The organism is Demequina litoralis, from assembly GCF_030418455.1.
GTDB lineage: Bacteria > Actinomycetota > Actinomycetes > Actinomycetales > Demequinaceae > Demequina > Demequina litoralis.
Window position 1 is genome coordinate 1 of sequence record NZ_JAUHPW010000010.1, and the last position, 24,555, is coordinate 24,555.

At 72.2% G+C, this 24,555-nt stretch carries 24 protein-coding genes and 1 riboswitch; of the genes, 15 read left to right on the forward strand and 9 right to left on the reverse strand.

From position 1 onward, the window contains the following. The 4 genes from QQX09_RS11965 to QQX09_RS11980 form a co-directional block, all read left to right on the forward strand. On the forward strand, window positions 1-475 hold a 475-nt coding region (locus tag QQX09_RS11965; protein WP_301135047.1), incomplete at its 5' end, for a PDZ domain-containing protein. A gap of 5 nt (window positions 476-480) precedes the next feature. Then, a complete protein-coding gene (locus QQX09_RS11970; RefSeq protein ID WP_301135049.1) occupies window positions 481-804 on the forward strand; it encodes a twin-arginine translocase TatA/TatE family subunit in 324 nt (107 codons plus the stop codon). Between the two features lie 58 nt (window positions 805-862). Further along, on the forward strand, window positions 863-1,870 hold the full coding sequence (trpS, locus tag QQX09_RS11975) for a tryptophan--tRNA ligase (RefSeq protein WP_301135051.1): 1,008 nt from the start codon (window positions 863-865) through the stop codon (window positions 1,868-1,870). 24 nt (window positions 1,871-1,894) lie between these two features. Then, window positions 1,895-2,920 carry a YihY/virulence factor BrkB family protein gene (locus tag QQX09_RS11980; protein ID WP_301135053.1) on the forward strand — a complete coding sequence of 342 codons (1,026 nt, stop codon included), beginning with the start codon at window positions 1,895-1,897 and terminating at the stop codon, window positions 2,918-2,920. Between the two features lie 135 nt (window positions 2,921-3,055). On the opposite strand, the gene QQX09_RS11985 is transcribed toward QQX09_RS11980, so the two are convergent. From QQX09_RS11985 to sdhC, 4 genes are read right to left on the reverse strand one after another with little or no spacing between them, the layout of a single operon-like run. Continuing rightward, the gene (locus tag QQX09_RS11985) at window positions 3,056-3,820 is read right to left on the reverse strand and encodes a succinate dehydrogenase iron-sulfur subunit (protein ID WP_301135055.1); all 765 of its coding nucleotides are present in this window, start codon (window positions 3,818-3,820) and stop codon (window positions 3,056-3,058) included. 1 nt (window position 3,821) lies between these two features. Further along, complete coding sequence (gene sdhA, locus QQX09_RS11990) at window positions 3,822-5,591, reverse strand: succinate dehydrogenase flavoprotein subunit (RefSeq protein ID WP_301135057.1); 1,770 nt, start codon at window positions 5,589-5,591, stop codon at window positions 3,822-3,824. Further along, window positions 5,588-6,037, reverse strand: a complete 450-nt coding sequence (locus QQX09_RS11995; RefSeq protein WP_301135059.1) for a succinate dehydrogenase hydrophobic membrane anchor subunit — start codon at window positions 6,035-6,037, stop codon at window positions 5,588-5,590. Before QQX09_RS11995 ends, sdhA begins: the two co-directional genes overlap by 4 nt. Beyond that, window positions 6,037-6,372, reverse strand: a complete 336-nt coding sequence (gene sdhC, locus QQX09_RS12000) for a succinate dehydrogenase, cytochrome b556 subunit (protein WP_436969070.1) — start codon at window positions 6,370-6,372, stop codon at window positions 6,037-6,039. The genes QQX09_RS11995 and sdhC overlap by 1 nt, the downstream gene beginning before the upstream one ends. Window positions 6,373-6,461: 89 nt before the next feature. On the opposite strand from sdhC, the gene QQX09_RS12005 reads away from it, so the two are divergent. The 9 genes from QQX09_RS12005 (at window position 6,462) to QQX09_RS12045 (ending at window position 16,700) form a co-directional block, all read left to right on the forward strand. Continuing rightward, window positions 6,462-7,562 carry a mannose-1-phosphate guanylyltransferase gene (locus QQX09_RS12005; RefSeq protein ID WP_301135063.1) on the forward strand — a complete coding sequence of 367 codons (1,101 nt, stop codon included), beginning with the start codon at window positions 6,462-6,464 and terminating at the stop codon, window positions 7,560-7,562. Between the two features lie 128 nt (window positions 7,563-7,690). Next, window positions 7,691-8,773: a BMP family lipoprotein gene (locus QQX09_RS12010; RefSeq protein ID WP_301135065.1), complete on the forward strand. Its 1,083-nt coding sequence runs from the start codon at window positions 7,691-7,693 to the stop codon at window positions 8,771-8,773. A 108-nt stretch (window positions 8,774-8,881) separates the two neighbouring features. Further along, window positions 8,882-10,396 carry an ABC transporter ATP-binding protein gene (locus QQX09_RS12015; RefSeq protein WP_301135067.1) on the forward strand — a complete coding sequence of 505 codons (1,515 nt, stop codon included), beginning with the start codon at window positions 8,882-8,884 and terminating at the stop codon, window positions 10,394-10,396. Beyond that, window positions 10,393-11,616: an ABC transporter permease gene (locus QQX09_RS12020; RefSeq protein WP_301135070.1), complete on the forward strand. Its 1,224-nt coding sequence runs from the start codon at window positions 10,393-10,395 to the stop codon at window positions 11,614-11,616. Before QQX09_RS12015 ends, QQX09_RS12020 begins: the two co-directional genes overlap by 4 nt. After that, entirely contained in the window at window positions 11,613-12,902 is a 1,290-nt protein-coding gene (locus QQX09_RS12025) for an ABC transporter permease (protein WP_301135072.1), read from the forward strand. The genes QQX09_RS12020 and QQX09_RS12025 overlap by 4 nt, the downstream gene beginning before the upstream one ends. Before the next feature lie 4 nt (window positions 12,903-12,906). Then, entirely contained in the window at window positions 12,907-13,305 is a 399-nt protein-coding gene (locus tag QQX09_RS12030) for a cytidine deaminase (RefSeq protein WP_301135075.1), read from the forward strand. A gap of 1 nt (window position 13,306) precedes the next feature. After that, window positions 13,307-14,620: a thymidine phosphorylase gene (locus tag QQX09_RS12035; protein ID WP_301135078.1), complete on the forward strand. Its 1,314-nt coding sequence runs from the start codon at window positions 13,307-13,309 to the stop codon at window positions 14,618-14,620. Beyond that, a complete protein-coding gene (locus QQX09_RS12040) occupies window positions 14,621-15,595 on the forward strand; it encodes a hypothetical protein (RefSeq protein ID WP_301135080.1) in 975 nt (324 codons plus the stop codon). A 34-nt stretch (window positions 15,596-15,629) separates the two neighbouring features. After that, the gene (locus QQX09_RS12045; protein ID WP_301135083.1) at window positions 15,630-16,700 is read left to right on the forward strand and encodes an adenosine deaminase; all 1,071 of its coding nucleotides are present in this window, start codon (window positions 15,630-15,632) and stop codon (window positions 16,698-16,700) included. Window positions 16,701-16,709: 9 nt separating this feature from the next. On the opposite strand, the gene QQX09_RS12050 is transcribed toward QQX09_RS12045, so the two are convergent. Next, window positions 16,710-17,024, reverse strand: a complete 315-nt coding sequence (locus QQX09_RS12050; protein WP_301135084.1) for a DMT family transporter — start codon at window positions 17,022-17,024, stop codon at window positions 16,710-16,712. Window positions 17,025-17,034: 10 nt separating this feature from the next. Beyond that, window positions 17,035-17,100, reverse strand: a riboswitch (guanidine-III (ykkC-III) riboswitch). A 59-nt stretch (window positions 17,101-17,159) separates the two neighbouring features. On the opposite strand from QQX09_RS12050, the gene deoC reads away from it, so the two are divergent. After that, the gene (gene deoC / locus QQX09_RS12055) at window positions 17,160-17,831 is read left to right on the forward strand and encodes a deoxyribose-phosphate aldolase (RefSeq protein ID WP_301135087.1); all 672 of its coding nucleotides are present in this window, start codon (window positions 17,160-17,162) and stop codon (window positions 17,829-17,831) included. Between the two features lie 366 nt (window positions 17,832-18,197). On the opposite strand, the gene QQX09_RS12060 is transcribed toward deoC, so the two are convergent. Next, on the reverse strand, window positions 18,198-19,904 hold the full coding sequence (locus QQX09_RS12060) for a phospho-sugar mutase (protein ID WP_301135095.1): 1,707 nt from the start codon (window positions 19,902-19,904) through the stop codon (window positions 18,198-18,200). Next, window positions 19,904-20,701: a purine-nucleoside phosphorylase gene (locus tag QQX09_RS12065; RefSeq protein ID WP_301135097.1), complete on the reverse strand. Its 798-nt coding sequence runs from the start codon at window positions 20,699-20,701 to the stop codon at window positions 19,904-19,906. Before QQX09_RS12065 ends, QQX09_RS12060 begins: the two co-directional genes overlap by 1 nt. Window positions 20,702-20,835: 134 nt before the next feature. Here QQX09_RS12065 and QQX09_RS12070 point away from each other — a divergent pair, with 134 nt between their 5' ends. Beyond that, window positions 20,836-22,221 (forward strand): NAD(P)H-quinone dehydrogenase, encoded by a 1,386-nt coding sequence (locus QQX09_RS12070; protein ID WP_301135098.1) that lies wholly within the window; start codon window positions 20,836-20,838, stop codon window positions 22,219-22,221. 13 nt (window positions 22,222-22,234) lie between these two features. Here the strand turns inward: QQX09_RS12070 and QQX09_RS12075 are convergent, their stop codons facing one another. Together QQX09_RS12075 and efeB are read right to left on the reverse strand one after the other, a co-directional pair. Next, window positions 22,235-23,179 carry an alpha/beta hydrolase gene (locus QQX09_RS12075; RefSeq protein WP_301135099.1) on the reverse strand — a complete coding sequence of 315 codons (945 nt, stop codon included), beginning with the start codon at window positions 23,177-23,179 and terminating at the stop codon, window positions 22,235-22,237. 67 nt (window positions 23,180-23,246) lie between these two features. After that, entirely contained in the window at window positions 23,247-24,551 is a 1,305-nt protein-coding gene (gene efeB / locus QQX09_RS12080; RefSeq protein WP_301135101.1) for an iron uptake transporter deferrochelatase/peroxidase subunit, read from the reverse strand. Window positions 24,552-24,555 lie beyond the last annotated feature (4 nt).

The following is a 24,555-nucleotide window of genomic DNA, read 5'->3' on the forward strand; positions in this document are numbered from 1 at the left end:
CGCATCGCTCGGCAGCTCGTCCTCCGAGGCCGGCTCGGTGGGCCTGGGCTTCGCGATCACGTCGAACCAGGCGCGCCGCACCGCCGAGGAGATCATCGACACCGGCGAGGCCACCTACCCCGTCGTGGGCGTCATGCTCGACTCGACCTATACGGGCGAGGGCGTCAAGGTCGCCGACGCCTCGAACGCCGTCGCCGCGGGCGGTCCCGCCGCCGAGGCCGGCATCGAGGCGGGCGACGTCATCACCGCGATCGACGGCCGCGTCATCACCCGCAGCGAGGAGCTCATCGTCGCGATCCGTGCGAAGGCGTCCGACGACACCGTGGTGCTGACGGTCGAGCGGGACGGCGAGACGCAGGACATCTCGGTCACGCTCGTGCCCAACACGGACGTCACCTACCAGGACAGCGGCGAGGAGGACCAGGGCGGTCTGGGCGGCGGTGGCGGCCAGCTCTTCCCGGACCCGTCAGAATAGGGTCCATGTTCGACATCAACGGCGGGGAGCTCCTCATCCTCGTGCTGGTCGCCATCGTGGTGATCGGCCCGGAGAGGATGCCGGAGTACGCCAAGCAGCTCCGGTCCCTCGTCGTGCGCGGACGCGATATGTTCCAGGAGGGCAAGAACACCCTCAAGAGCGAGGTCGGGACCGACGTCGACTGGAGCCAGCTCGACCCCCGGCAGTACGACCCCCGTCGCATCGTCCGCGACGCGCTCAACGAGCCGACGCCGCCCTCCGCGGCGTCGGCTCGCCGCGTCACCCAGGCGCCCCCGGGCGAGGCGCCGTTCGACACCGAGGCGACCTGACGCATCGTCCCGCCGCCGGGCGTCCGGAGCACCCGCGCGGGTTTGGAAGAATGGCCCCATGACCCGCGTGTTCTCGGCCATGCAGCCCACCTCCGACTCCCTGCACCTCGGCAACTACCTGGGCGCGCTCGTCGAGTGGGTGAAGCTGCAGGACACCCACGACGCCATCTACTCGGTGGTGGACCTCCACGCGCTCACCACCGGTCCCGAGCCCGAGCTGCTGCGGGCGCGCACGCGCCGCACCGCCGCGCAGTACCTGGCCGCGGGCGTCGACCCCGAGCGCTCGCTGTGCTTCGTGCAGTCGCACGTGCCGCAGCACGCCGAGCTCGCATGGGTGCTGTCGACCTTCACCGGCATGGGCGAGGCCTCGCGCATGACCCAGTTCAAGGACAAGGCCCAGAAGACGGGCGAGTCCGGCGCGAACGTCGGCCTGTTCACCTACCCGATCCTCATGGCGGCGGACATCCTGCTGTACGACACCGACGTCGTGCCGGTGGGCGAGGACCAGCGCCAGCACCTCGAGCTGTCGCGCAACCTCGCCGAGCGCCTCAACACCCGCCTGGGCGAGGGCACGGTCCTGGTGCCGGAGCCGCACATCGTCAAGGAGACGGCGAAGATCTACGACCTCCAGGACCCGACGAAGAAGATGTCGAAGTCCACGGGCAACCCCAAGGGCATCATCGAGATGCTCGACGACCCGAGGAAGGTCGCGAAGAACATCAAGTCCGCGACCACGGACTCCGACACCGTCATCGCGTTCGACCGCGAGGCCAAGGCGGGCGTGTCGAACCTCCTCACCATCTACTCGGCGCTGACGGGCCAGTCGGTGGAGACGCTCGTCGCCGACTACGAGGGCAAGATGTACGGCCACCTCAAGGTCGACCTCGCCGAGGTGGTGGTGAACTACCTCACCCCGTTCCACGATGCGGCCATGGACTGGATCGAGTCGCCCGAGAAGCTCGACGCGGTGCTCGCCGACGGCGCCGCGAAGGCCTCGACGCTGGCCCAGGCGACGCTCGACCGCATTTACGACAGACTGGGACTGCTGCCCCCGATGCACCGTTGACCCTCTGACCAGGGAAGGAGTCCCATGTCGAGCGACGCCGACCTCAAGGCCAAGGCCACCGAGGCGGTCGAGCGCGGCAAGGGGCTCAAGGCGTGGTGGGACGGCTCGTCCTGGGGGAGGGGCCTCAAGCGCTTCTCCGTGCAGAACGGCGCCGTGCTGTCCGCCGGCATCGCCTACTTCACGCTGGCGTCCGTCGCCGCGGGCCTGGTCGTCGCGACGACGCTCGCGACCGTGTTCCTCGCGGGCAACGACGAGCTGCGGTCCTCCCTCGTCGACTACCTCGCGACCGCCGTGCCCGGCCTGATCGCGGAGGACGGCCAGAACGGCATCATCAAGCCCGACGACCTCGGCTCGGGCAGCGCGACGTCGGTCGCGGGCATCATCGGCGTGATCTCGTTCCTCATCCTCATCAACAGCGCCACCAAGTTCATCCGCGGGCTGCGGACGTCCACGCGCACGATGCTGGGCAAGGAGGTCGCCTCGCCGGTCCTCGGCAAGCTGCGGGACTTCGGCGGCCTGTTCGCGCTCGTGCTCATCGCGCTCGTCGGCGTGACGATCCAGGTGGTGGCGTCGGGCGCCGCACGGACCATCGCCGACGCGGTGGGGCTCACGGTGCCCGCGTGGGAGATCCGGCTCATCGGATACTTCGCGGGCGTGGTGGCGGACATGCTCTACGTCGCGCTCGTGCTCATGCTGCTCGGCGGCGCGCGGATGTCGTGGCGGGTGTTCTGGGTGATCCTGCTCGCGGCGCTCGCGATCGGGGTGCTCCGCCTGGGCGTGTCGCTCGTGGTGCAGGGCTCGATCGACAGCCCCGTGCTCGCGCCGTTCGCGGCGATCATCACGCTGCTGGTGTTCGTCGACTACGTCAACCGGATCATCCTCATGTGCGCCGCCTGGCTCGGCGCGCACGACCGCGAGCACCACGAGGGCCAGATCCACCCCGAGAGCATCGAGGCGCCGACCGTGGTGCTCGCCGGCCCGCGCCGCCTCGGCACCCCGGTCTCGACCGCGCGGGTCACGGTGCGCAACCCCGAGTACGACGAGGGCTGAGCCGGCGCCGCTTCCCGCCGCACCGACCGGCGTACCAGGCCCGGCTCGCGCGCATCGTCCCTGGTCAAGGGGACGATGCGCGGTCTCGTACGCCGGTTGCGGCGGGGCGGTGGCGGCCGGCCGGCGGGGGAGGCCTTAGATCTCGCCCGTGGTGAGCACCTTCTTGACCTCGGAGATCGCCTTGGTCACCTCGATGCCACGAGGGCAGGCCTCGGTGCAGTTGAAGGCCGTGCGGCACTTCCACACGCCGGCCTTGTCGTTGAGGATCTCGAGGCGGTCCCACTGGCCCTCGTCGCGCGAGTCGAAGATGAAGCGGTGGGCGCCCACGATCGCCTGCGGGCCGAAGTACTGGCCGTCGGTCCAGAACACCGGGCACGAGGTGGTGCACGCGGCGCACAGGATGCACTTGGTGGTGTCGTCGAAGCGCTGGCGGTCCTCGGGTGACTGGAGGCGCTCGCGCGCGGGCGCGTTCCCGGTGGTGACGAGGAACGGCATGATCTCGCGGTACGACGCGAAGAACGGCTCCATGTCGACGATGAGGTCCTTCTCGACCGGCAGGCCCTTGATGGGCTCGACGATGATCGGCTTCGCCGGGTTGAGGTCCTTGAGGAGCGTCTTGCACGCGAGGCGGTTGCGCGCGTTGATGCGCATCGCGTCGGAACCGCACACGCCATGCGCGCACGAGCGGCGGAACGCGAGCGACCCGTCCTGCTCCCACTTGATCTTGTGGAGCGCGTCGAGCACGCGGTCGGTGGCGTGGGCCTCGACCTGGAACTCCTGCCAGTAGGACTCGCCGGCGGCGTGCTCGGCGGTGCCCTCGGGGTTGGTGCGGAGGATCCGCAGCGTGACCAGCATGGCCTTGACCTCGCCGACAGCGGGGGACTCGGCGGTCGCCGTCATGTCAGTACTTCCTCTCCATCGGCTGGTACTTGGTCACCACGACCGGCTTGGTGTCGAGCCGCACGCCGTCCTCGGACGCGTACGCCATGGTGTGGTGCATGAACTTCTCGTCGTCGCGGGTGGGGAAGTCCTCGCGGTAGTGGCCGCCACGCGACTCCTGCCGCGCGAGGGCGCCCGCCACCACGACCTCGGAGATCTCGAGCAGGAAGCCCAGCTCGATCGCCTCGAGGAGGTCGGTGTTGAAGCGCTTGCCACGGTCGTGGATCGCGATCTCCTTGTACCGCTCCTTGAGCTCGGCGATCACGCCGCGCGCCTCCTCGAGGGAGGTCGCGTCGCGGAACACCTGGACGTTGCGGTCCATGGTCTCCTGCAGCGCCTTGCGGACGTCGGCGACGCGCTCGGTCCCCGCGCCGCCCACGGTGGCGAGCAGGCGGGCGACGACGGCCTCGACCCGGGCCGCCGCATCGTCCCGCAGGACGGGCGCCTCCTCGACGCCGGCCGCGTACTCCGCGGCCGCGATGCCGGCACGCCGGCCGAACACGTTGATGTCGAGCAGCGAGTTCGTGCCGAGGCGGTTGGCGCCGTGCACCGAGACGCACGCGCACTCGCCGGCGGCGTACAGGCCCTTGACCGTGTCGGTGTTGTTGCGGAGCACCTCGCCGCGCACCGTGGTGGGGATGCCACCCATCGCGTAGTGCGCGGTGGGGTAGACGGGCACCGGCTCGGTGTACGGCTCGACGCCCAGGTAGGTGCGCGCGAACTCGGTGATGTCCGGCAGCTTCTCGTCGATGTGCGCGGGCTCGAGGTGGGTGAGGTCGAGCAGCACGTAGTCCTTGTGGGGACCGGCGCCGCGGCCCTCGCGCACCTCGTTGGCCATCGCGCGCGCCACCATGTCGCGCGGCGCGAGGTCCTTGATGGTGGGGGCGTACCGCTCCATGAAGCGCTCGCCCTCGGAGTTGCGCAGGATGCCGCCCTCGCCGCGCGCGGCCTCGGACAGCAGGATGCCCAGGCCCGCGAGGCCCGTCGGGTGGAACTGGAAGAACTCCATGTCCTCGAGCGGCAGGCCCGCGCCCAGCGCGATGCCCATGCCGTCGCCCGTGAGCGTGTGAGCGTTCGAGGTGGTCTTGAAGACCTTCCCGGCGCCGCCGGTGGCGAAGACGACGGACTTGGCGCGGAACGTGTGGATCTCGCCGGTCGACAGCTCGAGCGCCACGACGCCCGCGACGGACACCTCCTCGCCGGGGGCGGCCGCCTGCGGGTCCTGGTCGAGGATGAGGTCGAGCACGTAGTACTCGTTGAAGAACTCGACCTCCTGCTTGATGCACTGCTGGTACAGCGTCTGGAGGATCATGTGGCCCGTGCGGTCCGCGGAGTAGCAGGCGCGACGCACCGCGGCCTCGCCGTGGTTGCGCGTGTGCCCGCCGAAGCGGCGCTGGTCCACCTTGCCGTCGGGCGTGCGGTTGAACGGCAGGCCCATCTTCTCGAGGTCGAGCACCGCGTCGATGGCCTCGTGGCAGAGGATCTCCGCCGCGTCCTGGTCCACCAGGTAGTCGCCGCCCTTGATGGTGTCGAAGACGTGCCACTCGGCGCTGTCGTCCTCGACGTTCGCGAGGGCCGCGGCCATGCCGCCCTGGGCCGCGCCCGTGTGGGAGCGGGTGGGGTAGAGCTTGGTGAGCACGGCGGTGCGCGCCCGCTGCGAGCTCTCGAGGGCCGCACGCATGCCGGCGCCGCCGGCGCCGACGATGACGACGTCGTACTCGTGGTGGGTCATCGGACATCCTCACAGAAGCTGGGGAGCAGGGACGGGTCGGCGTCGACGGGGCACGCATCGAAGGTGAAGATCACGAGGGACCCCAGCACGATGATGCCGATCACCGCGACGCCGAGGGCGCTGTGCAGCACCTTCCGCAGCCACGCGTGGTGCGCGTAGTCGTTGATGAGCAGGCGCATGCCGTTGCCGCCGTGCAGCAGCGCGAGCACGAGCATGAGGAGGTCCCACCACTGCCACAGCGGCGAGGCCCACTTGCCGGCGACGAAGGCGAAGTCGATCTGGCTGATGCCGTCGCCCGTCATGAGGTTGATGAAGAGGTGGGTGAGGATCAGCACGAGCAGCACCGGTCCGGTGACGCGCATGAACACCCACGACCACTTCTCGGCGTTGCGGCGCGTGCGGCCCGAGGGGACCCGCGGCTGGCGGGTGGACGGCTGGGCGCTCATCAGGCACCTCCGAAGACGTGGCCGAGGTGGCGCCACAGGAAGGGCACCATGAGCACCGCGAACGTGATCCACACCGCCCACACGAGCTGGCGCTGGTGGCGCAGGGCCCACGTGGAGCGGTCCACCGCGATGATGCGGATGCCGTTGAACGCGTGCAGCAGGATCGCGGCCACGAGCCCCGCCTCCACGAGTCCGTAGAGCGGCGTCTTGTAGCTCCCGATGACCTCGTTGTACGCCTCGGGGGACACCCGCACGAGCGAGGTGTCCAGGACGTGGACGAGCAGGAAGAAGAAGATGGCCACGCCTGTGACACGGTGGACCACCCACATCCACATGCCTTCATGGCCTCGGTACAACGTCGTCGGTGACACGGGACTCCTCACAGCACTTCTCCGGGCTTGACGGTCATCCTAGTGTGGTCGCCATGACGGCTGAGAACCCCGACCCGCGAATCGTGTCCGATTTCCTAGACGATCTGATCACCGTGATACCTGCGGGAGGAGTGGGATCGCGCCTGTGGCCGCTGTCGCAGCCGCATCGCCCCAAGTTCCTGCTCGACCTCCTGGGCACGGGCGCCACGCTCATCCAGGACACGGTCGCGCGCGTGAGCCCGCTGTCCGAGCGGGTCATGATCGTCACCGGCGAGCGGCACGCCGATGCGGTGGGCGCCCAGGTGCCGGCCGTGCCGGCGGCCAACCTGGTCACCGAGCCCAGCCCGCGCGACTCGATGGCGGCGATCGCGCTCGCGGCCGCGCTCATCGAGCAGCGCTGGGGCACGGCCGTGATGGCCTCGTTCGCCGCCGACCACCTCATCCCCGACGGCGAGGCCTTCCGCGCCACGGTCCGTGAGGCCGCCCGCGTGGCGCGCGACGGCAAGGTCGTCGTCATCGGCATCGAGCCCACCGAGCCCTCCACCGCCTTCGGCTACATCGAGATGGGCGACCCGCTGTCCGGCGAGGCGCGCGAGGTGGCGGCCTTCACCGAGAAGCCCGACGCCGAGACCGCCGCCGGGATGCTCGCCCGTGGCGGCTACGCGTGGAACGCCGGCATGTTCGTCATGCGCACCGACGTGCTGCTCGGCCACCTCGACCGCCTGCAGCCGACCCTGGCGGCGGGCGTGCGGGAGATCGCCGCGGCCTGGGACGGCCCGGAGCGCGCCGACGTGGTCGCCCGCGTGTGGTCCACGCTCACGAAGATCGCGATCGACCACGCGATCGCGGAGCCCGTGGCCGCCGAGGGCGGCGTCGCCGTGGTCCCCGGCTCGTTCGAGTGGCACGACGTCGGCGACTTCGACTCGCTCGCCGAGCTCTCCGGCGCCGCGGGCGGCACCGTGGCCATCGGCCGCGACCTCCCGGTCGCGACGGTCGCGGCGCGCGGCCCGCTCGTCGTGGGCGGCACCAAGCCAGTCGTCGTCGTGGGGGTGGACGATGCGGTGGTCGTCGAGTCCGACGAGGCGATCCTCGTGACGGTGCGCTCCGCGGCGCAGCGCGTGAAGGATGCGGCAGCGGCGCTCGCCGACACCTGAAACATCACGGAATCGTTGCGAAGGCGCAACGTGCATGCGACCGTTCGTAACATTGACACCCGTACGATGACCCACGTACTACCCACGCCCGGTGGCAGCCGGGCATGACATTCAAGGGAAGACACCTGATGAAGAACACCATCCGTGTGGGTGCGATCGCCGCCGTCTCGGCGCTCGCCCTGGCCGCCTGTGCGTCCGCGCCCGAGGAGGAGGCGACCTCGTCGGCCACCGCCGACGCGCCCGCCGCCGCCGAGCCCGTCGACTTCAAGGCCTGCATGGTCTCCGACTCCGGCGGCTTCGACGACCAGTCGTTCAACCAGTCCGGCTTCGAGGGTCTGACCCGCGCGGAGGCCGAGCTCGGCATCGAGATCGCGACCGCCGAGTCCGCCACCGAGGCCGACTTCGCGCCGAACATCGAGGCCCAGGTCGCCGCGGGCTGCGACCTCATCATCACGGTCGGCTTCCTGCTCTCGCAGGCCACCGTCGACGCGGCGCTCGCGAACCCGGACGTCCACTTCGCGATCATCGACGACCTCGCCGACAACGACTTCGACGGCGAGATCGACGCCCCGAACATCAAGCCGATCACCTTCGAGACCGACGAGGCCTCGTTCCTCGCCGGCTACGCGGCGTCGAGCGCGACCGGCACCGGCACGCTCTCGACCTTCGGCGGCATGAACATCCCGTCGGTCACCATCTTCATGTCCGGCTTCCTCGCCGGCGCGAACTACTACAACGACACCAACTCGGCCGACGTCAAGGTCCTCGGCTGGGACGGCACCGACGGCCAGTTCACCGGCGACTTCTCCGACCAGACCAAGGGCAAGAACGTCACCGAGGAGTTCCTGAGCCAGGGCGCCGACGTGGTCATGCCCGTCGCGGGCCCCGTGGGCCTCGGCGCCGCCTCGGCCGTGCAGTCGGCCGGCGACGCGTGGCTGATCGGTGTGGACTCCGACTGGACCCTCACCACCGACTACGCCGACATCATCTTCACCTCGGTGCTGAAGAACATCGGCAACTCGGTCTTCGACACCATCTCCGAGACCATCGACGCGGGCTTCTCGACCGAGCCCTACGTCGGCACGCTCGAGAACGAGGGTGTGGGCGTCGCGGACTTCGCCGAGGGCACCGTCGACGACGCGGTCCTCACGGAGCTCGAGACCATCAAGGCCGGCATCATCGACGGCTCGATCTCGGTCGACCTCTCCTAAGAAGCACGCAGCGCGGGGGCGCGCCATGGGCCTGGCCCGTGGCGCGCCCCTCGCCGTCTCCGCTAGTAGGCTCGGTCTCATCCGGGCAATGACGTGGGAGGACCCCCTGTGAAACTCGAGCTCCGCGGTATCACCAAGCGCTTCGGAGACTTCACCGCGAACGACCGGATCGACCTCGTGGTCGAGCCCGGAACCGTGCACGCCCTCCTGGGCGAGAACGGCGCCGGCAAGTCGACGCTCATGAACGTGCTGTTCGGCCTCTACGACGCGGACGAGGGCGAGGTGCTGCTCGACGACGAGCCGGTCGTCTTCGACGGCCCCGGCGACGCGATGGCCGCCGGCATCGGCATGGTCCACCAGCACTTCATGCTGGTGCACCCGTTCACCGTCGCCGAGAACGTCATGCTCGGTCACGAGGACGTGCGCGGACCCGCGAAGCTCCTCGACGTCGAGGCCGCCCGCGCGAAGGTCCGCGAGATCTCGGACCGCTTCAACTTCAACGTCGACCCCGACGCGGTCATCGAGGACCTCCCGGTCGGCGCCCAGCAGCGCGTCGAGATCATCAAGGCGCTGTCGCGCGACGCCTCGCTGCTCATCCTGGACGAGCCCACGGCCGTGCTCACGCCCCAGGAGACCGACGAGCTGCTCGGCATCGTCAAGGACCTGCGCGACGCCGGCACCGCCGTCGTCCTCATCACGCACAAGCTCCGCGAGGTCCAGGCCGTCGCGGACACCATCACGGTGATCCGCCGCGGCAAGGTCGTCGGCACCGCCGAGCCGACCGCGTCGCAGGAGGAGCTCGCCTCCCTCATGGTCGGCCGCGCGGTCACGATGCGCGTCGACAAGGAGCCGGCGAAGCCCGGCGAGACGATGCTCGAGGTCGACGGCCTCACCGTGGTCGACGCGGCCGGCATCGTCCAGCTCGACGGCGTCTCCTTCGAGGTCAAGGCGGGCGAGATCCTCGCCATCGCCGGCGTCCAGGGCAACGGGCAGACCGAGCTCACCGAGGCGCTCCTCGGCGTGGTGCCGGCCGACGCCGGCAACGCGACCCTCGACGGCGAGGTCATCACCGGACGCTCGATCAAGGACGTGCTGCTGTCGGGCATCGGCTTCGTACCCGAGGACCGCACCGAGGACGGCATCGTCGCGTCCATGACGATCGCGAACAACCTCATCCTCGACGTCCACGACAAGGAGCCGTACGCCAAGGGCCTCGCCCTGCAGCCGAAGGTCATCGCCGAGGAGGCCCGCAAGCACGTCGAGCAGTTCGACGTCCGCGCGACCGGCATCGACCAGACCACCGGCTCGCTCTCCGGCGGCAACCAGCAGAAGGTGGTGCTCGCGCGCGAGCTGTCCCGCCCGCTCAAGCTGCTCATCGCCTCGAACCCGACCCGTGGTCTCGACGTCGGCTCGATCGAGTTTGTCCACAAGCGCATCGTCGCCGAGCGCGACGCCGGTGCGGCCGTCATCATCGTGAGCGCCGAGCTCGACGAGGTGGTCGCGCTCGCCGACCGCATCGCCGTGATGTACCACGGCCAGATCGTCGGGATCGTGCCGCCGGACACCGACCGCGACACGCTCGGCCTCATGATGGCCGGCGCCCACCAGGAGGAGGCCGCGTGAGCGCCGACAGCCAGACCACCGACAGGCCCGACGAGGAGGCCCCGGCGGAGGACCGCTGGCGCCGCGCGCTGAGGGAGATCGTCGAGAGCTCGTCCATGGTCGTCTTCATGGCGATCGTCGCGTCGATGATCATCGGCGGCGTGCTCATCATCTTCGCGGACGAGGCGGTCCGCGAGTCCGCGGCATACTTCTTCTCCCGCCCGGGCGACACGTTCTCCGCCATCGGCGCCGCGCTCGGGTCGGCGTACTCCGCGATGTTCAACGGCGCCGTCCTCAACCTCGAGGCGTCGTCGTTCGCGGGCGTGATCAAGCCGCTCACGCAGACGCTCACCATGGCGACGCCCCTGATCTTCGCGGGACTCGGCCTCGGCATCGGCTTCCGCGCCGGCCTGTTCAACATCGGTGCCCAGGGCCAGCTGCTCATGGGTGCGACGCTCGGCGCCTACATCGGCTTCGCCTTCGATCTGCCGTGGGGCATCCACCTGCTGCTCGCCGTGATCGGCTGCGCGGTCGGCGGCGCGATCTGGGGCTTCATCCCCGGCATCCTCAAGGCGAAGCGCGGCGCGCACGAGGTGATCGTCACGATCATGCTCAACTACGTCGCGCTGTACCTCGTCGCGTGGCTGCTGTCGCTCGACGCCTTCCAGCGCGAGGGCAGCGACAACCCGATCTCGCCGATCGTGGCCGAGACGGCCCAGTACCCGCAGATCCTGGGCGTCCAGTTCAACCTCCACCTCGGCTTCCTGCTCGCGCTCGCGTGCGCCTGGGGCGCGTGGTGGCTGATGGAGCGCTCGACGATCGGCTTCCGTCTCCGTGCCGTGGGCGCCAACCCGAGCGCCGCGCGCACCGCCGGCATGAGCATCAGCACCGCCACGATCCTCACCATGGTGATCGCGGGTGGCCTCGCGGGTCTCGCGGGTTCCGCGCCGGTGCTCGGCACGCAGAAGTTCCTCACGGACGCGACGGCCGGCTCGCTCGGCTTCGACGCGATCACGGTGGCGCTGCTCGGCCGCTCCCGGCCGCTCGGCATCGTGCTCGCGGCGATCCTCTTCGGCGGCCTCCAGGCCTCGGGCCCGTCGCTCCAGGTCAACGCGGGCCTCCCGGTCGACATCGTCGTGGTGATCCAGGCGCTCATCGTGCTCTTCATCGCCGCGCCTCCGCTGGTCCGTGCGCTGTTCCGCCTGCCTGCCCCCGCTCACGAGAAGGAGGTGGCGGCATGACCGCGACCGTCGCCGACACCCCGGCCGCACCGGCCTCGAGCGCGCCGATCCCCGCGAAGCAGTGGGGGCCCGCGATCGCGCTCGGCGTGATCGCGCTGCTGTCGCTGATCTTCTTCGGCTTCGGCACGCCGGCAGGCTCGACCACGCGCTTCGTGGTCGCCCGCAAGACGGACTTCATCCAGCTGCCGAGCCTCACCGTGCCGTCGGAGCTGGCGGCCATCCTGCTGTCGCTCGTCGGCCTCGCCCTCGCCGGCTGGGTCGCGTACCGCGCCAACCAGCGCCGCAAGGTGGGGATCTGGCTGCCCATCGTCTACGGCATGGCGATCATGGGCGCGCTGCTCACCTGGGCGGGCGCCGGCCGCGACGCCACGAGCATCCAGCTCACCGGCCTGCTCACCAGCTCGCTGTTCCTCGCCGTGCCGCTCGTCTTCGGCGCCCTCGCGGGCACGCTGTGCGAGCGCTCGGGCATCATCAACATCGCGATCGAGGGCCAGCTCCTCGCCGGCGCGTTCCTCGCGGCGCTCGTCGGCTCGATGGTCGGCAACGCGTACGTGGGCCTCATCGCCGCCCCGATCGCGGGCGCCCTCGTGGGCCTCCTGCTCGCGATCTTCGCGACCAAGTACTGGGTCAACCAGATCGTCGTCGGCGTCGTGCTCAACATGCTGGTCGTGGGCCTCACCGGCTTCTTCTTCAGCACGCTGATGAGCGACGACCCGTCGCTCAACCAGCCCATCGGCCTCGAGAAGCTGCCGATCCCGCTGCTGTCGAAGATCCCGGTCCTCGGGCCCGTGCTGTTCAACCAGAACCTGCTCGTCTACATCCTGTACGTCGCCGTCGCGGTGCTGCAGATCATGCTCTTCAAGTCGCGCTGGGGCCTGCGCGTGCGCGCCGTAGGCGAGCACCCCAAGGCCGCGGACACCGTGGGCATCCAGGTCAACCGCACCCGCATCCGCAACACCGTGCTCGGCGGCGCGGTCGCCGGCCTCGGCGGCGCGTTCTTCACCGTCGCCTCGGGTCTGGCCTTCGGCAAGGAGATGACGGCCGGCAAGGGCTATATCGCGCTGGCCGCGATGATCCTCGGCCGGTGGAGCCCGCGCGGCGCGCTCGCCGCGGCGCTGCTCTTCGGCTTCGCGGACGCCCTGCGCGTGCAGCTCGGCGCGATCGGCTCGCCGATCCCGTCGCAGTTCCTCGCGATGACCCCGTACCTCGCGACCATCTTCGCCGTCGCCGGCCTCGTGGGCCACGCCCGTCCGCCGGCCTCCGAGGGCATCCCCTACAAGAAGTAGGACGATGACCGACGTCGACTGGGAGCTCCTCCGGGCCCGTGCCCGCGAGGCGAGCGAGCGGGCCTACGTGCCCTACTCGAAGTACCGCGTGGGCGCCGCCGCGCTCACCGACACGGGCGAGGTGGTGACCGGCGCCAACGTCGAGAACGCCAGCTACGGGCTCACGCTGTGCGCCGAGTGCGCGCTGGTGTCGAAGCTGCACACCGACGCGCTGGGCACGCGCCTCGTCGCCTTCGCGTGCGTCGATGCGGCCGGCGCGCCGCTGCAGCCGTGCGGGCGGTGCCGGCAGCTGCTGTACGAGTTCGGCGGCCCGGCCCTGCTCATCGACGGGCCGGCCGGCACCCTCACCCTGGACGACCTTCTTCCGTGGGCCTTCGGCCCCCAGCACCTCGAGGAGAGCTGACATGGCCGAGCGGCACGACGCCGTCGACGTCATCCGCGTGAAGCGCGATGGCGGCACCCTGACGGACGACCAGATCGACTGGGTGGTCGACGCCTACACGCGCGGCGTCGTCGCCGACGAGCAGATGAGCTCGCTCGCGATGGCGATCCTGCAGCGCGGCATGAGCCGCGCCGAGATCGCGCGGTGGACCCGGGCGATGATCGAGACGGGCGAGCGCCTCGACTTCTCGTCGCTGTCGCGGCCCACCGCGGACAAGCACTCGACGGGCGGCGTCGGTGACAAGATCACGCTGCCGCTCGCCCCGCTCGTCGCGGCCTGCGGCGTCGCGGTCCCGCAGCTGTCGGGACGCGGGTTGGGCCACACCGGAGGCACGCTCGACAAGCTCGAGTCGATCCCCGGCTGGCGCGCCGCGCTGTCCAACGAGGAGATGCTCGCGCAGCTCGAGGACGTCGGCGCGGTCGTGTGCGCGGCGGGCTCCGGCCTCGCCCCCGCGGACAAGAAGCTGTACGCCCTGCGCGACGTCACGGGCACCGTCGAGGCCATCCCTCTCATCGCCTCGTCCATCATGTCCAAGAAGATCGCCGAGGGCACGGGCGTGCTCGTGCTCGACGTCAAGGTGGGCACAGGGGCGTTCATGAAGGACCTCGACCAGGCGCTCGAGCTCGCGCGCACCATGGTCGACCTCGGCACCGACGCGGGCGTGGTGACGTCCGCGCTGCTCACCGACATGTCGACGCCGCTGGGCCGCGGGATCGGCAACGGTCTCGAGGTGAGCGAGTCTGTCGACGTGCTCGCCGGCGGCGGCCCCGCGGACGTCGTCGAGCTCACGCTCGCCCTCGCGCGGGAGATGCTCGCCGGCGCCGGCGTCACCGACGTGGACCCGGCCGATGCGCTCAAGGACGGCCGCGCGATGGACGCGTGGCGCCGCATGATCGCCGCGCAGGGCGGTGACCCCGACGCCCCGATGCCCGACGCGCCGCACGTCGAGGAGGTGCGCGCCGAGCGTGACGGCGTCATCACCCGGATGGACGCGCTGGGCGTGGGTGTCGCCGCGTGGCGCCTGGGCGCCGGCCGCGCCCGCAAGGAGGACCCCGTGCAGGCCTCCGCCGGGGTCTTCCTCCACAAGGTCGTCGGCGACGAGGTCAAGGCCGGCGACGTCATCATGACCCTCCACACCGAGACCGAGGACCGCATGCCCCGCGGGCTGGCCGCGCTGGCCGAGGCCTGCGACGGCGCCGGCACGGTCGACGTCACCCCAGGCGGGTCCGTCGAGCGCAGCATCATCCTCGACTCCGTCGGCGCGCACACCCGCTAGATGGCCTGGACGCTCACCGCCGTGGCCGCCCGCGCGGCCGGCCTGCTCGGCCTGTCCGAGAGGCGCCCACCCGAGGAGGCGTCGTCCCTCGACGGGCTCTTCGAGCGCGCCTTCCAGCGCGCCGTCGACCGCGCCTCCGCGGCCGACGCCAAGGCCCTCGAGGTCTCGCGCGACCAGATGGCGGACGATGCGGCGGTGCTCCACCGTGCGGTCGCCTCCGGGGCACCCATCCCCGCCGTCGCGGCGCTCGCCGCCGGCTGGGACGGGATGGGGGAGGAGACCCGGCGCATCGTCTCCCACCCGCAGGGCGAGGGCGCGGGGCCGCTCGAGTGGGGCGGCGTGCGCGCCAGGCAGGTCGACCAGACCACGTGCGGCGCCGCGACGATGGGCCTCATGCTCATGGTGGGCGACCCGTTCGTGGCGCTGTGGATCGCGACCGGCCGCTCGCTCGCCGGATACGAGCCCGCCGAGGCGCTGCACGCCGAGGCGGAGGGCTTCGAGACGCTCACGATCGAGGAGCGTTGGCATGCGCTGCAGCGGGTCATCCACGCGCAGACCACCGCCTCGGCGGTCGGGCCCGTGGCGTGGCCGCGCTCGCTCGGCACGCCGCCGTGGAAGGTCGACGCCTCGACGCGCTTCGCCGGCCTGCGCTTCCGCGGCTCGCTGGTCGACGACTCGTCGCCGGAGGCGCTCGCGCCGTCGCTCGCGCACGCGCGCCGCGCGCTCGGAGACGGCATCCCGGTGCCGATGTTCACCGCAGGCGACTCGTCGCTGGGGCTCGACTCCGTGATCCCGCGCCACGTCGTGCTGCTCGTCGCGGACACCGGCGACGGCCTCCTCGTGTACGAGCCCGGCGCGGGCGCGGTGCTGCCCCTCGCGGACGCCGATCTCCGCCCCGATGCGGGCCGCCTGCCCGCCCTCGGGAACTGGTCGCGCGCGGCGTGGCTGGTGCTGCCGGTGCCCCGGCGCTCGTGACGCGCCGCCCGCATCCCGCGGCTAGCCTGGCCTCATGACTCTCAGCACCGAGGACATCCTCGCCCTGCCCAAGGTCGTGCTCCACGACCATCTCGACGGCGGCCTCCGGCCGGCGACGCTCATCGAGCTCGCGGGGGAGATCGGGCACGAGCTGCCGTCGACCGACCCCGAGGAGCTCGCGGAGATCTTCGCGACCAACGCCAACTCCGGCGACCTGGTGCGCTACCTCGAGGCCTTCGCGCACACGACGGCCGTCATGCAGACCGCCGCCAACCTGACGCGCGTCGCGCGCGAGGCGGTGCTCGACCTCGCGGCCGACGGCGTCATCTACGCCGAGCTGCGCTACGCGCCCGAGCAGCACGTCTCGGGAGGGCTGTCGCTGCAGGAGGTCGTCGAGGCCGTGCAGGCGGGCATCGAGGAGGGCGTCTCCGCTGCGCTCGAGGCCGGATACGCCATCCGCGCGGCCGCGATCCTCGACGCGATGCGCCACCTCGACCGCTCGGCCGAGATCGCGCAGCTCGCGCTGGACAACCGCGGCACCTGCTGCGTCGGCTTCGACATCGCCGGCCCCGAGCTGGGCTTCCCGGCCGCGAACCACCGCGAGGCGTTCCAGCTGCTGCGCGAGCACCACATGCCCGTCACCATCCACGCGGGCGAGGCCGACGGCGCCGCGTCCGTGGGCGAGGCGCTCGGCCTGGGCTCGGCCCGCCGCATCGGCCATGGCGTGCGCATCCACGAGGACATCGACGGCTTCGGCGGCGAGGAGCTGGTGCTCGGCGTCATCGCGCAGCACGCGCTCGACATGCAGATCCCGCTCGAGTGCTGCCCGACCTCGAACGTCCAGACGGCCGCCGCATCGTCCATCGCCGACCATCCCATGCACGAGCTGCGCAACCTGGGCTTCGCGGTCACCGTCAACACCGACAACCGCCTGGTGTCGGGCGTCACGATGTCCTCGGAGTTCGCCGCGCTGGCCGAGGTGGGCTGGACCACGGAGGACTTCTTCGAGGCGACGCTCGCCGCCGCGTGGGGCGCCTTCCTGCCCTACGACGAGAAGGCGGACCTCGCCGAGCTCGTGATCGAGGGCTACGGCATCGACCTGTAGGCGCGGGCGTCAGTGGGCCAGCTTGAGGCCCACGACGCAGCCGACGATGCCGAGGATGAGGACGATGCGCAGCAGGCTGGCGCTCTCGGCGCCCGTCACCATCGCGTAGCCGACCGTCAGCGCGGCGCCGATCCCGACCCACACCGCGTACGCGGTGCCGACCGGAAGGTCGCGCATCGCGTACGCGAGGCCGGCCATGCTCGCGGCGAGCGCGAGCGCGAAGACCGTCGTGGGGAGGGGACGGGTGAAGCCGTCGCTGCGTCCCAGCGCGGTGGCCCAGACGGCCTCGAGGATCCCGGACAGGATGAGGATGGCCCATGACATGGCGTGCTCCCGTGTGACGTCTTGTCGCGTGGCCGGGTACGTCACCCTCGTCCGGGAGCCGCGGAACGGGCTCTGGCCCGAGGGTCTCACGCCGCCCGGCGGGTGGCAAACCCGCGCGCGTCCTAGGCTGGTGCCATGACTCTCACCCGTGCCGAGCTGGCCCGCTACGTCGACCACACCCTCCTCAAGCCCGAGTCCACCCCGGCGGACGTCGAGGCGCTCATCGCGGAGGGCGCCTCGCTCGGCGTGTTCTCCGTGTGCGTGTCGCCGTCGATGCTGCCCGTGACCACGCCCGAGGGGCTGGCCGTCGCCACCGTCTGCGGCTTCCCGTCAGGCAAGCACCACTCGTCGGTGAAGGCCGCGGAGGCCGCGCTGTCGATCGAGCAGGGCGCCGACGAGGTCGACATGGTGATCGACATCGCCGCCGCGCTCGCGGGCGACTTCGACGCGGTCCAGGCCGACGTCGCGGCCGTGCGCGCCGCCGTGCCCGAGGGCAAGGTCCTCAAGGTGATCATCGAGTCCGCCGCGCTCACCGACGAGGCGATCGTGGGCGCGTGCCGCGCGTCCGAGGCCGCTGGCGCCGACTTCGTCAAGACGTCGACCGGCTTCCACCCGGCCGGCGGCGCGTCCGTCGAGGCGGTCCGGCTGATGGCCGAGACCGTCGGGGGGCGCCTGGGCGTGAAGGCCTCGGGCGGCATCCGCACGTGGGACGCCGCGGTCGCGATGATCGAGGCCGGCGCCACGCGCCTGGGCCTGTCCGGGACCGCCGCCGTGCTGGACGGCTCCGAGGCCACCGGGTCCTACTGAGCCCCCGGCTCCGCCGCAGCGCCGCGCCACCTCCCAGCGCCACCTCCCGCCGCAAGGCCGCAGCGTCCCAGCGCGACGCCCCTGCGCCGCAGGAGGTGCTGAGTGCCCGGAATCGAGCGATTCGGGCACTGAGCACCTCCGGGCGCGTCGGTGCCGGATGGGCGCGCACGTCGCTTCCGCGTATTTCAGCGATGGCTTGAACAGCCCCGCGCGGCGGCCGGCGGAACCGGTGGCCCGCGGGGCTGTTCAAGCGATTCCTGAAATTCGCGAGCACGACATGCACCCGGGCGCGCCCGACGCGGACCCGGGCGCGGGAGGCGTGGGGGCGCGGGGCGGGGCCGGGCGTGCGGGGGTAGGGCGCGACCCCTAGATCCCCAGCGCCGCGGTGACGTCGGCGCGCAGCAGCTCCATCGTGGTCGCCGCCGCGCCCTTGGCGCCGGCCACGTCGTCGCCCTCCACGGGCACGATGACCTCGAGGTACGCCTTGACCTTCGGCTCGGTGCCGGACGGCCGCACGATCACGCGCGCGCCGGACTCGGCCGCCAGGTGCAGGCCGGTGGTGCCCGGCAGCCCGCGGAAGCCCTGCGACATGTCGTCGGTCGCGACCACGGGTGAGCCCGCGAGCGTCGCCGGGGGCGCGGACATGAGGCGCGACATCGTCGCCGGGATCTCCGCGAGGTCCGCGTACCGCGCCGAGACCTGCGACGTGAGGTAGACGCCGTAGGCGCGCGCGAGGTCGTCGATCGCGTCCGCCAGGGAGCGTCCACCGGCCTTGAGCTCGGACACGAAGTCCGCCATGAGCAGCGCCGCGGAGACGCCGTCCTTGTCGCGCACCAGGTCGGGCGCGACGCAGTAGCCCAGGGCCTCCTCGTAGCCGAAGACCATCCGCGGCGTGCGACCGATCCACTTGAAGCCCGTGAGCGTGTTCGCGTGCCCGAGCCCGTGCGCCTTCGCGATCGCGCCCAGCTGCTGCGAGGACACGATCGAGTTGGCGAGCACGTGCGCGCCCGCCGGCGTCGACGACGCGATCCTCTCGCCCAGCAGCGAGCCCACGACGTCGCCGTGGAGCATGGTCCACGCCCCGTCGATCACGGTCGCGACCGCGCAGCGGTCCGCGTCCGGGTCGTTCGCGATCATCACGTCGGCGCCCACCGAGGTCGCAAGGGCCAGCGCGAGGTCGATCGCGCCCTTCTCCTCGGGGTTGGGGAAGTCGACGGTGGGGAAGTCGGGGTCGGGCTCGGCCTGCTCCGCGACCGTGTGGAGGTCGGTGAAGCCTGCGGCACGCAGGACCCGCTCGACGGTCTCGCCGCCCACGCCGTGCAGCGGCGTGAGGACGATGCGCGTGGCGGCGCGGCGCTCGGCCACCGGGGCGACGTCGCCGCCGATCTCCGCGACCTGCGCGACGTAGTCGTCGACCACGCCCTCGCCCAGCACGCGCCAGCCCTCGGTCGAGCGCGGCACCGCGGCCACGGCGGGCACGGCGGCGATGCGCGACGCGATCTCCGCGTCGTACGGCGGCACGATCTGAGCGCCCTGACCCTCGTCCGTGACCACGCGTCCACCCAGGTAGACCTTGTAGCCGTTGTCCTGCGGCGGGTTGTGCGAGGCGGTCACCATGACGCCCGCGTCGGCGTCGAGCAGGCGCGTCGCGAACGCGAGCACCGGCGTCGGCAGGGCGCGCGGGAGCAGCAGCGCCTCGTGGCCGGCGGCGGTCATCACGGCGGCCGTGTCGAGCGCGAAGGCGTGCGAGCCGTGGCGCGCGTCGTAGCCGATCGCCACGCGCGCCGGCCCCTCGACGCCCAGCTCCGCGAGCGCGTCGGTGAGGTAGCGCGCGAGCCCGGCGGCCGCGCGGATCACGACCGCCCGGTTCATGCGGTTCGGTCCCGCGCCGATGCGTCCGCGCAGGCCGGCGGTGCCGAACTCGAGGAAGCCCGCGAAGCGGTCCTCGAGGTCGGCGAGCGCCTCCGCGGAGCCGCCCACCGCCGCCTCGAGCACGGCCGTGAGCTCCTCGCGGGTGACGTCGTCCGGGTCGTCCTCGATCCAGGCCTCGGCCCGGGCCAGCAGCTCCTCCATCACATCTCCCTCACGATGGCGGCGAGCAGCGCGGAGATGCGGGGCCCCGCCTCGCGGCCCGCGTCGAGCACCTCCTGGTGGTCGAGGGTGTCGCCGCCGATGCCCGCGGCGAGGTTGGTGACGAGCGACAGGCCCAGGATCTCCATGCCGGCCTCGCGCGCCGCGATCGCCTCGAGCACGGTCGACATGCCCACGAGGTTGGCGCCCAGCGTCGCGGCCATCCGCACCTCGGCGGGCGTCTCGTACTGGGGTCCCGTGAACTGGATGTAGATGCCGTCGACGAGCTCGCCGTCGATGCCGCGCGCGATGTCGCGCAGGCGCGGCGAGTACACCTGGCTCATGTCGACGAACGTCGCGCCCTCGAGCGGCGTCGCGCCCGTGAAGTTGATGTGGTCCTCGAGCAGCACCACGGAGCCCGGTCCCACCTCGGGCCGGGTCGAGCCGCAGCCGTTGGTGAGCACCAGCTGCGTGCAGCCGGCGGCGGCGGCCATGCGGATCGCGTGCGCGACCTTCGCGGCGTCGCGCACCTGGTAGAAGTGCTGGCGCGCCCCGAGCACCAGCACGCGCCGGCCGTTCGGGGTGACGAGCGAGCGGAACACCGGGTGGTGGCCCGGCACCACGTGCGCGTCGAAGCCGGGGATGTCGGCGGCATCGATCCGTGCGACCTCCTCCCCGATGAGGTCGGCCGCGCCGCCCCATCCGGAGCCCAGGACGAGGGCGATGTCGTGGTGGTCGACGCCGGTCGCGGCGGCGAGGGTGGCCGCGGCCTCCGCGGCGAACTCGGTGGCAGAAGTCATGCGTCGAGCCTAGCCGTCGCGCCCGCCCGGGGCAGGGCGGGAGAGCGGACGATGCGGCGGTGGCCGAACGCGGCCGGGACCGGGGACGATGCGCGGATACCGGCGCATCGTGCCGCGTGCGGTTGAATGGGGCCATGTCCCCTCGCGTCGTCATCGTCGGCGGCGGTCCGGGCGGCTACGAGGCGGCCCTGGTGGCCGTCAAGGCCGGGGCGGAGGTGACGCTCGTCGAGCGTCACGGTCTCGGCGGCAATGCCGTCCTCACCGACGTCGTCCCGTCCAAGACCGTCATCGCCACCGCGGAGTGGCTCACCATCGCCGGGCGCGCGTCCGAGCTCGGGATCCGCCGTCGCGACGGCGGCGAGATCGCCCGCGACCTCACGGTCGACATGGCGCAGGTGAACGCGCGCGTCAAGGCGCTCGTGCGCAAGCAGTCGGGCGACATCCGCACGCGCCTCGAGCGCACCGGCGTGCGCATCGTGGCCGGCGAGGCACGCCTCGACGGCCCGCATGCGGTGGTCGTCGGCGACGAGCGGCTCGAGACCGACGCGGTGCTGCTCGCGGTGGGCGCGCGCCCCCGCGTGGTGCCCGGGTGCGAGCCGGACGGGGAGCGCATCCTCACGTGGACCCAGCTGTACGACCTCGACGAGCTGCCCGAGCACCTCGTCGTCGTCGGCTCGGGCGTCACCGGCGCCGAGTTCGCGGGCGCGTACCGTCTGCTCGGCTCCGAGGTCACGCTCGTGGCGTCCAAGGACCGGGTGCTCGCGCGCGAGGACCCGGACGCCTCGGCGCACCTCACGCAGGTGTTCAAGGACCGCGGCATGCATCTCGTGGGCGGCCGCGCCGCCTCGGTCGCGCGCGTCGGCGACGGAGTGCGGGTCGAGCTCGAGGACGGCACCGTGATCGAGGGCAGCCACTGCCTCATGGCGGTGGGATCCGTGCCCAACACCGAGGGCATCGGGCTGGAGGAGGCGGGCGTCGAGCTCGACGACCGCGGCCTCATCCGCGTCGACCGGGTGAGCCGCACCACCGCGCGCGGCGTCTACGCCGCGGGAGACTGCACGGGTGTGCTCCCGCTCGCCTCGGTGGCGGCGACGCAGGGGCGCATCGCGATGGCGCACGTGCTCGGCGACGCGGTCACGCCGCTCGACCTCAGCCTCGTCGCGTCGAACGTCTTCACCGTGCCCGAGATCGCGGCGGTGGGCGCCAGCGAGGCCGAGCTCAAGGCGCGCGGGCTGTTCTACGAGGTCTCGACGCTCGACCTCGCGCGCAACCCGCGCGCGAAGATGCTCGGCATCGAGGAGGGCTTCGTCAAGGTCTTCGGGCACACCGTGACCGGGCAGGTCTTCGGTGCCGTCATCGTCGCGCCGCGCGCCGGCGAGCACATCTACCCGCTGTCGCTCGCGGTCGCGCACCACCTCACGGTCGACGACGTCGCCGCGGCGTTCACGGTGTACCCGTCGCTCACGGGCACGGTGTCGGAGGCGGCGCGGCGCCTGCACCGCATGGGCGAGCAGGGCTGAGGCGCCGGCGGCGTCAGCGGTTGACGGGCACCTCGAGGCGCCCGGCCAGCCACTCCCACGCGCCGCCCACGAGCGCGCGGGCGAGGAGGGTGGACGCCGCCCAGTTCTCGAAGCCGTGCGCGGCGCCCTCGACCACCTCGAAGCTCACGGCGACCCCCGCATCGTCCAACCGCGCCGCGTACGCGGCGACCTCGTCGTGGAAGAGCTCGATGTCGCCGGCGTAGAGCCACGCGGGCGGCAGCCCCGCGAGGTCGGCGCGGCGGGCCGGGACCGCGTAGGGCGGCACGACGTCGGCGCCGGCAGGCCCGCCGAGGTACGCGGTCCAGCCGAGCCTGTTGAGGCGGTTGTCCCAGACCGCGTGGCCGACCGCGTCGAGCTCGGTGCGCGCCGCCGTGCGGTCGTCGAGCATCGGCGCGAACAACCACTGGGCGACGGGCCGCGGCACGGCGGGGCCGGCATCGTGCAGCCGCTGCGCGAGCGCCGCGGCGAGCCCGCCGCCGGCGCTCTCCCCGCCGATCGCGACGCGCGTCGCGTCGATCCCCAGGGATGCCGCGTGCGCGTGGAGCCACGTCCACGCTGCCTCCGCATCGTCGAGGCCGGCGGGGAAGGGATGCTCGGGGGCGAGGCGGTACTCGACGGACACCACCACCATGCCCAGCCGCTTGGCGGTCCGCGCGCACAGCCCGTCGTCCTGCACGGCGGTGCCGATGACGAGCCCGCCGCCGTGGATCCACAGCAGCGCCGGCACGGGCGCGGAGGCGGGCGATGCGGGGGAGTAGATCCGCAGGCGGAGGCGGCCCGCGCGGACCCACCGCACGGTCACGCCGGGGACGGGCCTGACGCGCCGCAGGCGCGGGCCGACGCGCCCGACGAGCCGCGCCCACGGCCGGTCGAGGTCGAGGGCGGGGATGCGCGTGAGGGGCTCGTGCAGCTCGGGGTGGATGTGGGACGTGTCCACGGCGACAGGCCTTCCTCGACGGATGCGATGTCCCGGACCCTACCCGAGCGGGCCGCCGGCGGGGGTGCTAGGCGAACAGCTCCTGGCCCACGAAGGCGCCGTCCGAGCCGAGCACGGACCCGGCGGGCAGGCCCGGCGGGATCGCGAACAGCGCCGAGCCGGTGGTGCGGAGGTACTCGATGGTCATGACGTCGGAGCTCGACAGCGCGTTCTGCACCGGCACGAACTGTGTCGCCGGATCACGCACGTAGGCGAGGAAGAACAGCCCGGCGTCGAGGCGCCCCAGGTCGTCCGCGCCGTCGGTGAAGTTGTAGCCGCGGCGCATCATCATGGCGCCGCCGTTGGCGCTCGGGTGCGCGAGCGCCACGTGCGAGGTGGGCCGGATCAGCGGCTCCCCGTCGCGGCCCGTCGCGGAGAAGTCGGGCTCGGTGAACTCCGACCCGCCCGAGAGGGGAGCGCCGGAGCCCTTGGTGCGGCCCACGTCCTGCTCCTGCTGCTGCAGCGACGTGCGGTCCCAGATCTCCGCGAGGATGCGGATGCGGCGCGCGACCAGGTACGAGCCCCCGGCCATCCACGGCTGCCCGTCCGTCGCGTCGGCCCACACCCACCGGTCGACGAGGTCGGTGTCCTCGGCGCGCAGGTTCGCGGTGCCGTCCTTGAAGCCCATGAAGTTGCGCGGCGTCTGCTGCGCGCGCGTGGTCGAGGACGTGCGGCCGAAGCCCAGCTGCGACCAGCGGATCGCGGCGTCGCCGAAGGCGAGGCGCGAGAGGTTGCGGATGGCGTGGACCGCGACCTGCGGGTCGTCGGCGCAGGCCTGGATGCACAGGTCGCCGCCGGTGAACCGCTCCTCGAGCGTGTCCCCCGAGAACCGCGGCAGGTCGATGAGCTGTGCGGGACGCTTCGACGCCAGCCCGAAGCGGTCGTCGAAGAGCCCCGGGCCGAAGCCGAACGTGATGGTGAGGCCGGAGGCGGGCAGGCCCAGGGCCTCGCCCGTGTCGTCCGGCGGGGCGGCGTACGCGCCGCCCGCGGCGCCCGAGCCGAGCTCCGAGCCGGTCATGAGCCGCGCGGCGGCCTCGGACCAGCGGCGCAGCAGCGAGATGACGCGCGCGCGGGAGTCGGTGGTGATGTCGAAGGCCGCGAAGTGCAGGCGGTCCTGCTGCGGCGTGACGATGCCGCTCTGGTGGGCGCCGAAGAAGTCGTAGGCGTGCTGCTGCAGCGGCGAGGCGGTGGCGCGGCCCGCGGCGAAGCCGCCCGCGGTCAGCGCCGCGGCGCCCGCGACGGCGCCCGCGGTGCCCAGCACGGCGCGCCGCGAGACGCCCCCGCCCTCCTCGACGGAGGGGGCGGGGGCGTCCATGCGGTCCTGCTCGGTCATGCGG

Bases quoted from the DNA above. Each gene is read 5' to 3' on its own strand.
- QQX09_RS11970 (WP_301135049.1), top strand. From the start codon at position 481: ATGTTCGACATCAACGGCGGGGAGCTCCTCATCCTCGTGCTGGTCGCC.
- trpS (WP_301135051.1), top strand. From the start codon at position 863: ATGACCCGCGTGTTCTCGGCCATGCAGCCCACCTCCGACTCCCTGCAC.
- QQX09_RS11980 (WP_301135053.1), top strand. From the start codon at position 1,895: ATGTCGAGCGACGCCGACCTCAAGGCCAAGGCCACCGAGGCGGTCGAG.
- QQX09_RS11985 (WP_301135055.1), bottom strand. From the start codon at position 3,820: ATGACGGCGACCGCCGAGTCCCCCGCTGTCGGCGAGGTCAAGGCCATG.
- sdhA (WP_301135057.1), bottom strand. From the start codon at position 5,591: ATGACCCACCACGAGTACGACGTCGTCATCGTCGGCGCCGGCGGCGCC.
- QQX09_RS11995 (WP_301135059.1), bottom strand. From the start codon at position 6,037: ATGAGCGCCCAGCCGTCCACCCGCCAGCCGCGGGTCCCCTCGGGCCGC.
- sdhC (WP_436969070.1), bottom strand. From the start codon at position 6,372: ATGTGGATGTGGGTGGTCCACCGTGTCACAGGCGTGGCCATCTTCTTC.
- QQX09_RS12005 (WP_301135063.1), top strand. From the start codon at position 6,462: ATGACGGCTGAGAACCCCGACCCGCGAATCGTGTCCGATTTCCTAGAC.
- QQX09_RS12010 (WP_301135065.1), top strand. From the start codon at position 7,691: ATGAAGAACACCATCCGTGTGGGTGCGATCGCCGCCGTCTCGGCGCTC.
- QQX09_RS12025 (WP_301135072.1), top strand. From the start codon at position 11,613: ATGACCGCGACCGTCGCCGACACCCCGGCCGCACCGGCCTCGAGCGCG.
- QQX09_RS12030 (WP_301135075.1), top strand. From the start codon at position 12,907: ATGACCGACGTCGACTGGGAGCTCCTCCGGGCCCGTGCCCGCGAGGCG.
- QQX09_RS12035 (WP_301135078.1), top strand. From the start codon at position 13,307: ATGGCCGAGCGGCACGACGCCGTCGACGTCATCCGCGTGAAGCGCGAT.
- QQX09_RS12040 (WP_301135080.1), top strand. From the start codon at position 14,621: ATGGCCTGGACGCTCACCGCCGTGGCCGCCCGCGCGGCCGGCCTGCTC.
- QQX09_RS12045 (WP_301135083.1), top strand. From the start codon at position 15,630: ATGACTCTCAGCACCGAGGACATCCTCGCCCTGCCCAAGGTCGTGCTC.
- QQX09_RS12050 (WP_301135084.1), bottom strand. From the start codon at position 17,024: ATGTCATGGGCCATCCTCATCCTGTCCGGGATCCTCGAGGCCGTCTGG.
- deoC (WP_301135087.1), top strand. From the start codon at position 17,160: ATGACTCTCACCCGTGCCGAGCTGGCCCGCTACGTCGACCACACCCTC.
- QQX09_RS12060 (WP_301135095.1), bottom strand. From the start codon at position 19,904: ATGGAGGAGCTGCTGGCCCGGGCCGAGGCCTGGATCGAGGACGACCCG.
- QQX09_RS12065 (WP_301135097.1), bottom strand. From the start codon at position 20,701: ATGACTTCTGCCACCGAGTTCGCCGCGGAGGCCGCGGCCACCCTCGCC.
- QQX09_RS12070 (WP_301135098.1), top strand. From the start codon at position 20,836: ATGTCCCCTCGCGTCGTCATCGTCGGCGGCGGTCCGGGCGGCTACGAG.
- efeB (WP_301135101.1), bottom strand. From the start codon at position 24,551: ATGACCGAGCAGGACCGCATGGACGCCCCCGCCCCCTCCGTCGAGGAG.